Origin of the sequence: Halomicronema sp. CCY15110 (genome assembly GCF_016888165.1) — a bacterium.
In the GTDB taxonomy this organism is placed as follows: domain Bacteria; phylum Cyanobacteriota; class Cyanobacteriia; order Phormidesmidales; family Phormidesmidaceae; genus Halomicronema.
On sequence record NZ_JACSWC010000325.1, the window covers coordinates 1 to 11,640 of the forward strand.

11 protein-coding genes are annotated in these 11,640 nt (G+C 54.9%); 10 read left to right on the forward strand and 1 reads right to left on the reverse strand.

From position 1 onward, the window contains the following. The first annotated feature begins 193 nt into the window (after positions 1-193). The 4 genes from JUK32_RS15465 to JUK32_RS28475 all read left to right on the forward strand — a co-directional run bounded on the left by JUK32_RS15465 (position 194) and on the right by JUK32_RS28475 (position 2,466). Positions 194-700: a hypothetical protein gene (locus tag JUK32_RS15465; protein WP_204139767.1), complete on the forward strand. Its 507-nt coding sequence runs from the start codon at positions 194-196 to the stop codon at positions 698-700. 56 nt (positions 701-756) lie between these two features. Continuing rightward, positions 757-1,368, forward strand: a complete 612-nt coding sequence (locus tag JUK32_RS15470) for a Uma2 family endonuclease (protein WP_204139768.1) — start codon at positions 757-759, stop codon at positions 1,366-1,368. A 9-nt stretch (positions 1,369-1,377) separates the two neighbouring features. Further along, the gene (locus JUK32_RS15475) at positions 1,378-1,569 is read left to right on the forward strand and encodes a hypothetical protein (RefSeq protein ID WP_204139769.1); all 192 of its coding nucleotides are present in this window, start codon (positions 1,378-1,380) and stop codon (positions 1,567-1,569) included. Positions 1,570-1,830: 261 nt separating this feature from the next. Then, positions 1,831-2,466: a transposase gene (locus JUK32_RS28475; protein WP_204139770.1), complete on the forward strand. Its 636-nt coding sequence runs from the start codon at positions 1,831-1,833 to the stop codon at positions 2,464-2,466. Between the two features lie 128 nt (positions 2,467-2,594). Here JUK32_RS28475 and JUK32_RS15485 read toward each other — a convergent pair whose 3' ends face one another. Beyond that, positions 2,595-4,769: a glutamine synthetase III gene (locus JUK32_RS15485; protein ID WP_204139771.1), complete on the reverse strand. Its 2,175-nt coding sequence runs from the start codon at positions 4,767-4,769 to the stop codon at positions 2,595-2,597. A gap of 311 nt (positions 4,770-5,080) precedes the next feature. Between JUK32_RS15485 and JUK32_RS15490 the strand changes: the two genes are divergently transcribed. The 6 genes from JUK32_RS15490 to JUK32_RS15515 all read left to right on the forward strand — a co-directional run bounded on the left by JUK32_RS15490 (position 5,081) and on the right by JUK32_RS15515 (position 11,528). Further along, on the forward strand, positions 5,081-6,805 hold the full coding sequence (locus JUK32_RS15490; protein ID WP_239112712.1) for a mechanosensitive ion channel family protein: 1,725 nt from the start codon (positions 5,081-5,083) through the stop codon (positions 6,803-6,805). 134 nt (positions 6,806-6,939) lie between these two features. Further along, complete coding sequence (gene aroA / locus JUK32_RS15495; protein ID WP_204139772.1) at positions 6,940-8,292, forward strand: 3-phosphoshikimate 1-carboxyvinyltransferase; 1,353 nt, start codon at positions 6,940-6,942, stop codon at positions 8,290-8,292. A 150-nt stretch (positions 8,293-8,442) separates the two neighbouring features. Next, positions 8,443-8,700 (forward strand): hypothetical protein, encoded by a 258-nt coding sequence (locus JUK32_RS15500; protein WP_204139773.1) that lies wholly within the window; start codon positions 8,443-8,445, stop codon positions 8,698-8,700. 149 nt (positions 8,701-8,849) lie between these two features. Continuing rightward, the gene (locus JUK32_RS15505; protein WP_204139774.1) at positions 8,850-10,550 is read left to right on the forward strand and encodes a bifunctional diguanylate cyclase/phosphodiesterase; all 1,701 of its coding nucleotides are present in this window, start codon (positions 8,850-8,852) and stop codon (positions 10,548-10,550) included. Between the two features lie 158 nt (positions 10,551-10,708). Further along, on the forward strand, positions 10,709-10,879 hold the full coding sequence (locus tag JUK32_RS15510) for a chlorophyll a/b-binding protein (RefSeq protein WP_204139775.1): 171 nt from the start codon (positions 10,709-10,711) through the stop codon (positions 10,877-10,879). 268 nt (positions 10,880-11,147) lie between these two features. Beyond that, entirely contained in the window at positions 11,148-11,528 is a 381-nt protein-coding gene (locus JUK32_RS15515; RefSeq protein WP_204139776.1) for a hypothetical protein, read from the forward strand. Positions 11,529-11,640: the final 112 nt, after the last annotated feature.

Genomic DNA, 11,640 nt, shown 5'->3' on the forward strand with positions numbered 1-11,640 from the left:
CTCACAGATGGCTCCCCTTCTCAATCTGAGAATCTAGCTACATCAATACTCTCAGGACTTTTCTGCACCACTAAGGGAGATAACTCTTAAACTTTTAAAACACATAAATACAAGTCATAGATTAACTATTAAGCGTCTTCTATCTCAATTTGATACGGAATCTCTGATTGAATATTTCTCCTTTCCTAATGAGGTGAAAACTGCTTGTATTCAATACCTCCAATATTTTTATGAGTTTCTGAAAGAGATAGGAGTGAGTGCAAAAGTCAAGCTAGATGAACAAGACTCAGGTTCGACTATTTTGTCTGTGACTCCAGAAAACAAAGATGAAGCTTTAGAGAACATTGGACTCGCTTTAGATATCTACTTGAGGCTACCTTCCAGCCAGATTGAGGCAGATATGAGTAGCATTCAAGTGCAAAGTCTAAATGCTCAAATTTTTCATCTCAAGGGCCAGTTGGCACTAGCCGCAGCTACGATTCAGCAGCAACAGTCAACAATACAGAATCTTCAGATCCAACAGCCGTTTTCTCCCAATATTTTAGTGCTTTCTCAGCAAGGAGAAAGCAAAGACCAAGAACCGCTGCTCGGAGGAATCATCAAAGTTGGGGAGGCGGAACTTGCAGAAGGGGCGTTGAGCATTAATTTGGCGGCTCTGCTTCGGTGGCTCAAGAAGAAAGTAGGCAAGAACGAAAGCTAGTTTGTCCGTGAATAGCAACAGGCTAAGCTGAAAGCACCCTGGAGCAAGGCACCACCATGGTACAAGCACAGACTCAACCGCTCACCTTTGAAGAATTTCTGGCAGCTTATCCAGAGAATGGCGGCGTCTATGAATTAATCAACGCAGAAGTTATCGCGGTTGAGCCGACCGGCAAGCATGAAGAAGCGATCGCGTTCCTGGTAGCAGAATTCAACTTTGAAGTTCGTCGATTGGGTTTGCCCTACGTGCTGCCGCGCACCTGCACCCTCAAGCCTGCGACTCCTAATACTGGCTACAAACCCGACATCACCGTATTGAACAAAACCGCCCTGGCAGCAGAGCCTCGGTGGAAAGCCGCATCCACCATTCTGCAAGGCAGCTCGGTGCCATTGGTAGTGGAAGTGGTGAGCACCAACTGGCGCGATGACTACGACCACAAACGGGCCGACTATGAGGCGATGGGCATCCCGGAATATTGGATTGTGGATTACCTGGGGTTAGGGGGACGGCGATATGTAGGAGTCCCGAAACAGCCCACCGTGACCGTCTGTAACTGGGTGGAGGGCGAATATCAGATGCAGCGATTTCGGCGGGGCGATCGCCTCGTTTCCAACACCTTTCCAGAGTTGCAACTTGAGGTTAGCCAGATTTTTGCTGCGGGTGCTTAATGGCGACCCGTGGGTGAGAGCGCGATCGCCCTTCAAGAATTGCTGTTTTTGGATGCCGAAACGGGGGATGCGATCCAGGCGTTAACGGATTGTTTCTATACCCTTGAATTGATGGTTCGCTGTAAAGAGGCGGCGGTGCGGGTGTCGCCCCAAGTGTGGGCAGGCATTGAATCGCGCATTTTGACGGTGCCGCCGGATTAACCGAGGTATTTTGTGCATCCCCAACATCCGGTAGGGGCGAGGCATTCTCGGAGCAGCGTTCTGGATTAGGCCAAAATGGATTTGGCGAGAATGCCTCGCCCCTACGACCCGGGGATAGTTTGACCGATCGTGTCCACGCCCCCCGCCGGAATCCATCGGTGCGACCAACGGTGCATCAAACCCATCGCCATCCAATGGTTAACCGATCGCGTTGTCACTGCTGGGGAATCCTAAACGCAGAATCCATTTGAGTCATCTGCGGTGCCCTACAATCCCCAGATTCATAAACGGCGATCTACCCGCCTCTGCCATCATGATTACGCCGCGCCCGGTTACTATTTCGTGACCATTTGCACCCACCAGCGCCAACATTTGTTGGGGGCAATTGGCGATGGCCGCATGATCGCGAATGATGCGGGTCGGGCCGCGCAGGCCCATTGGCAACGGTTGGCCCAGCATTTCACCCATATTCGGTTGGATGCGTTTGTGGTGATGCCCAACCACGTCCACGGCATCATGCAAATTGTCGAATGGCCCGATGCGTCCGCCGGGGATGAATCGGAGCGGTCACCATCGACATCCGGTAGGGGCGAGGCATTTTGGTTGTCACGTTCTGGCAGTCCCAGACATTGTTCACAAAATGCCTCGCCCCTACGGCCCACCCAAACACATCCCGATCGCCCCCACGGCCCCCCAACGGGATCGATCGGCGCGATCGTGGGCAATTATAAATCTGTCTCTACGCGCCAAATCAACCGCATGCGCCATACCCCTGGCAATCCCGTTTGGCAACGCAACTATCACGATCGCATCATTCACAACCAAACAGAACTAGACAACATCCGCGCCTACATTCAGACCAATCCGCAAAACTGGCAAAATGATTCTTTGCGTTGATCGACGTGATCATGGGGCGATGCAGGTTGAGAAAATTAACATTGGCGCATCAGGTAATTAAATCCATGAAAAAAGCGCCCAAAAACCTTTGGGCGCTCACAATGTCAATCCGAGAGAGAAGTTAGAGATTACTTGATGAACAACATCTCTTGGTAAGTCGGCAACGGCCAGGCACTATCCGCAATTTCCCCTTCGATGGCATCACCAGACTCCCGCACCTGATCCATCAAGGGACGCAGGGTAAAGGCACAGTAATTCATATGCTCTTCGGTCGAGGCAAAGTCATGCTTCTCCAAAGCCGCGCTCAGTTCACCCGTGGTTTTCATCAAGGCACTCGCCAAGTCAGCCACCGTTTGCGCACTGCCCGTCTCTAGGCTCACCCCCAGACTGGAGAGGTTCGCGATGGTGGACGACAGCTGGGACAGGTATTCCACGGCGGCCGGATAAACCATCGTTTTCGCCATATTGATGACGAGCTTGGCTTCCACTTCAATGGAGAGGATGTACTGCTCAGCGTAGACTTCAAAGCGGCTTTCCAGTTCCACCGGGGTCAGCACACCCGTCTTCTCGAACAGATCCTTAACGTACTCTGCTTTCAAAACTGGCAGGGCGTCAGCCGTGGTGGGCAAGTTCTCTAACCCGCGCTCTTTGACTGCCATGGTGTGCCACTCTTCGGAGTAGCCGTTGCCGCCAAAGATGACGTTCCCATGCAGTTCCATCACTTCCTTCAGCACCATAATGATGGCGCTACTGAGTTCGGTGCCCTTGCCGAGTTCGGTCTCTAGGCGATTGCCCACCCACTCCAGCGAGTCGGCCAGCATCGTGTTGAGCACAATCAGCGGCCCGGCGACGGACTGGTTAGAACCCACCGCCCGAAACTCAAAGCGGTTGCCAGTGAAGGCAAAAGGTGAGGTGCGGTTGCGATCGCCCGCATCTTTGCTCAAGGGTGGCACGGAACTCAGCCCTAGATCCATCACGTCTTTGTGCTTCGAATCAGAGACAGAGCCGTTTTTGATCTGGTCAAAGACCTCCTCAAGCTGGGTGCCGAGGTAGACCGACATGATCGCGGGCGGGGCTTCGTTCGCGCCCAGGCGATGGTCGTTGCTGGCCGTGGCGATCGCGGCCCGCATGAGGGGGCCATATTTATGAACGCCGCGAATCACGGCCCCGCAGAACACCAGGAACTGCGCGTTTTCATGGGGCGAATCGCCGGGATCTAACAGGTTGCCCTGGGTCGAGTTGCCCACCGACCAGTTGACGTGCTTACCGGAGCCGTTGATGCCAGCAAAGGGCTTCTCGTGCAGCAGACACACAAAACCATGCTCTTTGGCCTTGCACTTGAGCACCGTCATCATCATTTGTTGGTGGTCGCTGGCGACGTTGGCCGCTTCAAAGAAGGGCGCAATTTCAAACTGTCCGGGGGCGACCTCGTTGTGGCGAGTTTTGGCCGGAATCCCCAGCTTGTAAAGGGTTTCCTCCACATCCTGCATGTAGACCTGCACCCGTTCGGGAATCGCCCCAAAGTAGTGGTCGTCAAATTCCTGACCCTTGGCTGGGGCCTTGCCAAACAGGGTGCGCCCTGCCAAGAGCAAGTCAGGCCGCTGGCTGGCAAAGTTAGAATCCACCAAAAAATACTCTTGCTCAGCGCCACAGCTAGAGTTGACGTGGGCCACTTCATCATTGCCGAGCAGCTTCAAGACTTTGCTAGCGGCTGTGTCCATCGCCGCGATCGAGCGCAGCAGCGGCACCTTCTTATCCAGCGCTTCCCCCGTCCACGAGACAAATACGGTAGGGATACATAGCGTCGAGCCGTTGTCCGTCTCCATGATATAAGCCGGGCTGGTCACATCCCAAGCGGTATAGCCGCGGGCCTCAAACGTATCGCGGATGCCACCATTGGGAAAGGACGAGCCATCCGGTTCACCCTGGACGAGCACCTTGCCCGAAAATTCGGAAATCACGCTGCCATCTCCCTGCACCGAAATAAAGCCGTCGTGCTTTTCCGCGGTGAGGTTGGTCATGGGATAAAACACGTGGGCGTAATACAGCGCTCCCTTGGCCATGGCCCAGTCGCGCATGGCCATGGCCACCGAGTCGGCGACTGAAGCGTCCAATTTTTCGCCCGTCAAGATGGTTTTCTTGATCGACTTGAAAACCGCTTTGGGTAAGCTGGCCTGCATCTTTTGCAGGTTAAAAACATTCTCAGCCCACATGTCCTCCAGACGCTCAGGAGCTTTTGGCGTCATCGGCTTGCGGTTAGTGATTTGAGCGATCGCCTGAACTCGAGCTGCATTTCCACTCATACGTAATGTTCCTCAAAGGGCCAATCGACCCATAGTACGCAACCTCACGTTTCTAAATAGACCGCAGATATACCAAACACATTAAATTAGCCGCATTTTTTTAAACTGAACCGTGTAGGGTAACTCAAATCCTGATGGGGGCTGCCTTCGGCGCTTAAAAATTTGCCCTCCAGGGAAAAAGTGTGGGGCCATCTTGCCAATGTCCGAACATCACATTGACCGCAAAAACTTGTTTGAACTCTCCCTTGATTCAGTAATGTTATGAGGAACATTACGACGCCTGACGAGTGTTGGCTAAGGGTAGGCATGGCATGAAATTCTGGGGGACTTGTCACCGGCGCTGGGTAAATTATTGGCTGTTGGGGCTGACATTACTGCTATTCATCGTAGCGACGCCAGTGTGGGGGCAAGACGCTGCACCCAAGGCGAGTGACGATGCCGCTGTGCCGACAGAAGTTCAACCCAAGATCAGCAACGAGGTGGATGGTTATCCAGTGATGCTGGATGACCGGGTCATTTTTCGGATTCGTCAAGGGGTGGGGAATGTGGCGACGCCCGCAGAACGGGCCAACATTATTGAGCAGCGCCTGATCACGATTACCGAAACGACGGATCTCACGGCTGATGACATTCGGGTAGAGCCTGGCGAAGGGCAAACGATTGTCTTGGTCGGTGAGACTGTATTGCTGACCGTGAGTGAGGCTGATGCTGCTGTCTACGACGCGACCCATCCAGAGTTGGCGGAAACCGCCGCCGATATGATTCGCACGGGCCTCACGGAATACCGCCGCGATCGCAGCGTGCGGGGCCAGGTGATCAGTATCGTCGCGACATTGATCAGCACGATCGCGCTATTGGCCTTTTTGCGGGGGTTATTTTTTATTGCGTCTAAACTATTGGTGCGCATTCGGGCGCAACGCCGCGCGGGCACCCTGCAACTGCAAGTCGGCTCCATGCCGCTGCTAGAGGCTGGGGCCGCTGCTTACCTATTAACCAGCATTGTCAAACTGCTTAGAATTGTCTTGGTCTTGGTGGCGCTATACATCTATGTGCCGTTTGTGCTGAGTCAATTTTCCGCCACTGAGACCCTAGGCGACAGCATTTTGCAAGACATTGCTTTTCGTCTCAACCGGTTGGTGCAAGCCTTTGTGGTTTATTTGCCCAACCTCGCGATGGTAGCTGTGATTGCCGTCATCGCCTATTACGCCACAAAGTTCGCCCAACAAATCATTAGTGAATTGGGGCGTCCCAATACCTATCCTTGGTTTTACGCAGAATGGATTCAGCCGACTAACCGTCTGGCCACGATCTTGATTATCGCGATCGCGATGATAATGGCCGGCCCTTATTTGCCAGGGTTTGGCTCACCCGCCTTTCAGGGCGTCTCACTGTTTATCGGGGCGCTGGTCACCTTAGGCTCCTCTTCTGCCGTGTCTAACGCTTTGGCGGGCCTGATTCTGATTTATACCCGCGCTTTTCAACTCGGCGACTTTATTCGCATCAATGAGACCATTGGTAATGTGCAAGACAAATCCTTGTTTGTGACGCGCGTGGTCACGCCGAAACAAGAAACCGTCACCATTCCCAACGCCTCGGTACTCAATAGCAACGTGGTCAATTACAGCGCGATCTGTCGCGAGTCCAAGGGATATCTACTGCTGTATACAACCATTACGCTGGGGTATGACCTGCCCTGGCGCAAGGTGCATGAAGTCTTAGTGGAGGCGGCCAAAGCGACCACTCACATCGTATCGACGCCGGAACCGTTTGTCTTACAGACCAACTTGAACGATTTCAACGTGAGCTATCAGCTCAATGCCTACACGTCGTTGCCGACCAAAATGCCCCGCATTTATTCAGAGCTACACCAAAACATTCAAGACCATTGCAACGCCGCCGACATCGAAATTCTCTCGCCTCACTTTTCGTCGCTGCGTGATGGCAATCATTCCACCATCCCGGCTGACTATCTCCCCGACGACTACACTTCGCCTGGCTTTGTCCTGCAACCGCCCCCGCCGCCTTCTGCTTCGTAAACCATCAGTCAGCAGCCATTAGCGATCAAAACCGGCGTATTACAGCTTGGGGCTGGGGCCGCGTGGGCGACGGCCTCTCTTGTCGGCAGCCGCCGGAAACCGTAAGATTGCTGCGGTTCATTACACACATCGCCATGCCTGGATCGCTACTGCAACTCACGTCTGCTCCGCCGCATCAACAACTGACTGTGAGGGTACCCGCTGCTGGGGTGGCGCTCACCGGCAAGATTCAGGTGCCGGGCGATAAGTCGATTTCTCACCGGGCGTTGATGTTGGGAGCGATCGCCCAAGGCGAAACCCGCATTCAAGGACTGTTGTTGGGGGAAGATCCCCGCAGCACTGCCAAGTGTTTTCAGGCGATGGGGGTCGAAGTTTCCGACTTGGAAGACGAGTGGGTCACGGTACAGGGTGTGGGGCTGGGCAACTTGCAGGAGCCTGCCGACGTGCTGGATGCCGGCAACTCTGGCACGACATTGCGGCTCATGTTGGGCCTGCTGGCCTCGCATCCCGATCGCTTCTTCACCGTCACGGGGGATCGCTCGCTGCGATCGCGCCCGATGGGCCGGGTGATCACGCCACTGCAACAAATGGGAGCCACGATCTGGGGGCGGCAGGGCAACACACTGGCACCTTTAGCGGTGCAGGGCCAAGCCCTCAAGCCCACCCACTACCACTCCCCCATTGCCTCCGCCCAGGTCAAATCTTGTGTGCTGTTGGCGGGGCTGCTCACCGATGGCCCCACCACCGTAACGGAACCCAGCCTGTCGCGCGATCACAGTGAGCGTATGTTGCAAGCCTTTGGGGCTGACCTCACCGTTGACCAGGCCGCCTGCACAGTGACGGTGAATGGCCCGACCACGCTGCACGGTCAAACGGTGATTGTGCCGGGGGATATTAGCTCGGCGGCCTTTTGGTTGGTCGGGGCGGCCATCATCCCCGGTTCGGAATTGGTGATCGAAAATGTCGGCGTCAACCCCACCCGCACAGGCGTTTTAGAGGCGCTACAAGCCATGAACGCCGACATCACCCTAGAGAACGAACGTCTGGTGACCGGAGAACCCGTGGCGGATTTGCGGGTGCGCTACAGTCAGCTTCGCGGCGCGACCTTTAGCGGCGATCTGATTCCTCGCATGATTGACGAAATTCCGATTCTCGCCGTCGCGGCACTTTTTGCCGAAGGGCCAACGGTGATCAAAGATGCGGCGGAGTTGCGCGTGAAGGAGAGCGATCGCCTCGCGGTGATGGCCGCCGAACTGAATCGCTTGGGGGCCAACGTCACCGAACTCCCCGATGGGCTGGAAATTTCGGGGGGTCTCTCGACCTTGCAGGGCAGCACGGTGGATAGCTTTACCGATCACCGGGTGGGCATGAGTTTGGCGATCGCCGCTCTGCGAGCCCAAGGCACCACCGTTGTGCAACGGGCTGAAGCCGCCGCCATTTCCTATCCGACTTTTTTAGCCACGTTAGAGCAAGTGTGTGCTTCTTAGCCTGTGCGGTGCTGTGAGCCATGTGTGAGCCATCCTTAAACTTGAGAAGATTTGCAACTGCTATTTCCAACCCAGCCAGGCTTACGGCAAGGTAAAGTCAATTGTTCGCGCGCGCTTGCCCACCAATGTCGCCCCTCTCTTTCACCCGTCATGACCGCCGCCCTTCACCGCTTTTGCCGGATCGCCCCTCACCCGACCACCCTGAATTGGCCAGGCTGGGGTTTAGCGGTCGGAGCCCTCATTGCGCTGGGCCAGCGCCTGCGGCAATCCGCCAAGGCTGGGGCGGGTGAGTGGTTGGGGCTGTTTCCTATGGTGGTCGGCGATCGCGGCGGGTTGAAGCATTTGAACCAGGGGCATGAACCACCGGGGGTGTTTGATGTTTGTAGCCAAGCGGCGGTTGGATCGTGATGTGGCATGCATCTGCCATCAGCGTTATCCACTCGACTGCCCCGCTCTGGTGACGGTGGGAGATCCAGCAAAACCCTAAAGTTTCGCTGCGCCATCTAAATTTGGCCTGGTCGCCTCAACTTTTTTAGCTAGTTTCCGTCGGAAGTCATATGCGTAAGATTTTAGTTATCGAAGCTGCGGGAGAGCCGCGGGCCTTGCACCTGGCCCTGCTGGCTCAAGAAGGGTATGAAACCCTGATTACGGAAGACAGTACCCTCGCGCTAGAGCTCATCCGCAAGCAATATCCCGATTTGATTTTGTGCGGCTTAGAGCTGTCTGGGGGTGACAACTTTGAGCTGTTGCAATATCTACAGCACGAGCCCGATTTGCTCTCTATCCCGATCATTCTGTTAACCACCATTCGGAATGAGTTGCGCTGGCGGCAGTCCGTCGGGTTGGGGGCGGATGATTGTCTGATTGCCCCCTTTAGCGATCGCGATTTGCTAGATGCGATCGCCATTCGCTTGCGCAAACAAGATGCCCTCACCACCCGCTACAACACCCTGATGCGGCACACCGCCGAGCGTCTCAATCGGTTATCGCAATACGACATTCTGACCGAACTGCCCAACTACCGCCTGTTAAAGCAGCGGCTAGAGCAAGCGATGCGTCGGGCTGCCCAGGGCAACCAACAAGTGGCGTTGCTCACCCTGAGCCTCGACCGGCTGCGCCAGGTCAACAACACTTTGGGATATGGGGCGGGGGATATGTTGCTCACGGCGGCTTCGCAGCGGCTGACCGGCATTTTGCCCCGATCCACTGCGGTGGCGCGACTCACGGGCAATCAGTTTGCGATTGTGGTGCCTGCTCCGCAAAATCGAGACGTCATCCTTGAGATTTTGGCCGATATTTTTACCAGCTTGGGGCACTCTTTTTCTCTGCCCGGTCAGCAGGTGTTTATGACTGCCAGTATTGGCATTGCGCTATTTCCCGAAGATTCGACCGATATTAGCGTCTTACTGCGCCAGGCCGATGCCGCGCTCGATTGGGCCAAGTTGCAAAAAAGTAATTCCTATCGGTTTTACCGATCAGATTTGCCCGTGGTGTCGGGGGATGAGTTGCAGATTGAAACTTGGCTGCGCTACGCCCTCGAACGCGATGAGTTTGAAGTGTGGTATCAGCCCAAGTACAGCTTGAGCCAGGGCCGCATCATTGGGGCCGAAGCCCTGATTCGTTGGCAACATCCCGAAACGGGCTACATCTCACCCGGCAAATTTATTCCCCTATCGGAAGAAACGGGACTGATTGTGGCCATCGGGGACTGGGTGCTGAAAACGGTTTGTGAGCAGACGGCCAAATGGTTGCATTCGGGCCAGCCGGTGGTGGCGGTCGCGGTCAACCTGTCTAGTGTGCAACTCAATCAAGCCAGTCTGGTGCAGCAAATCCGCGACATTTTAACGGCCACACAGCTCCCGCCGGACCATTTGGAGTTAGAAGTCACGGAAACCGCCTTGATGCAAGATGTCGAACCCGCGATCGCGCTCTTGCATGAATTCAAAGCCCTGGGGGTGCGCATTGCGCTGGATGATTTTGGCACGGGATATGCCTCCCTCAGCTATCTCCAACAGTTGCCCATCGACATTCTCAAAATCGACACCTCCTTTGTCCGCAACATTCACGAAAATCCCACCAATCAAGCCATTCTTAAGCACGTCGTGGCTATGGCCCACGACCTGGGGCTCAAAGTCATTGCTGAAGGTATCGAAACTGAGCTGGAAATGTTTACCCTCAAATCCTTTGGCTGCGATCTGATCCAAGGCTATTGGGTCGGCCCGCCGATGAATGCCACCGAATTTGCCCAACGCCTCTAAATTTCCCAGGGCAGGGCTAGGTCATCGCGAGGCCCCCAGTGCAGGCCGTTCTCGCCAGCCGGGAGGGGATTGCTAGCCGTGGTGGAGATCCGAAATTGACGTTTTGCTCATTGCTTAGGATGATCAGGGATAGTTTTCCGGATTTTATTCGCGCCAACATGACTAATTTAGAGCCGACCGTCACGCCCACTATTGCCAGACCCAAAGCGGGGTTTACCACCTATGCCGAAAAGCTTAACGGTCGCGCCGCGATGCTCGGCTTTGTGGCGATCGTTGCCATTGAATACTTAACCGGCAAAGGAATTATGACCTGGCTGGGCTTGGCATAGTTGTCGCGGCAGCGGTGTGTCGCTATCCTAGCTGTCCTGGTCGCGCTGCCAACTGACGACACATTTTCTACCGTTGTGAAAGCTCAGCAGTCAGGATCGCCCCGATGCACCAGTGTATCCATGCTGGAAAACAGGCGTCTGGCTTCGCCGCTAAGATCAGAAAGTCAAAATTGGCATGCCCTGCCCCTGCCCCTGGTAAGCGATCGCCTGCTAGCATTGCCGTCAGCTACATAACCGCCCCCTTTTGTCGTCCAATTCTAAGCCCACTGTGTTCATCAAACGTTGTTTTCAAAGAGAGCCCATCATTAGTACCGTTGTGACAGCGGGCACCGTTAATATTTTGCTGGGCATGGCCGAAGGTCAAGCCCTATTAGCCTTTTTGGGCGTTTTGGTTGTCAGCGGCACCTTAGCTGGCCGGGGGTGGCATAAATATCGCTATCCCCTCGACTTACCCGATCAGTCGGCTATGTTCTCTCACACCCTCGCGCCCCAGGCGATCGCTGAGTCATCCCAAGCGGCCTTAGCGCCATCGGGTCAACCTGAGACCGCGATCGCCTCCCTAATCGATCCCGCTAGCGCCCACTGGCAAACTGCTGAAGAGTACCCACAATATCTCGAAGACAGCGCCCTCTCAGAAACCCGCAGTTAATGGCAATGTGAGGGCGAGCATCGTGACTCAATTTACGTAATTGCTCAACCCAGTAGCCAATCAGCTTGTTGTGAGGTAAGGACGCGGGAAATCGCCTCAAAGGCAGACAACC

Bases quoted from the DNA above. Each gene is read 5' to 3' on its own strand.
- JUK32_RS15470 (WP_204139768.1), top strand. From the start codon at position 757: ATGGTACAAGCACAGACTCAACCGCTCACCTTTGAAGAATTTCTGGCA.
- JUK32_RS15485 (WP_204139771.1), bottom strand. From the start codon at position 4,769: ATGAGTGGAAATGCAGCTCGAGTTCAGGCGATCGCTCAAATCACTAAC.
- JUK32_RS15490 (WP_239112712.1), top strand. From the start codon at position 5,081: ATGAAATTCTGGGGGACTTGTCACCGGCGCTGGGTAAATTATTGGCTG.
- aroA (WP_204139772.1), top strand. From the start codon at position 6,940: ATGCCTGGATCGCTACTGCAACTCACGTCTGCTCCGCCGCATCAACAA.
- JUK32_RS15500 (WP_204139773.1), top strand. From the start codon at position 8,443: ATGACCGCCGCCCTTCACCGCTTTTGCCGGATCGCCCCTCACCCGACC.
- JUK32_RS15505 (WP_204139774.1), top strand. From the start codon at position 8,850: ATGCGTAAGATTTTAGTTATCGAAGCTGCGGGAGAGCCGCGGGCCTTG.
- JUK32_RS15510 (WP_204139775.1), top strand. From the start codon at position 10,709: ATGACTAATTTAGAGCCGACCGTCACGCCCACTATTGCCAGACCCAAA.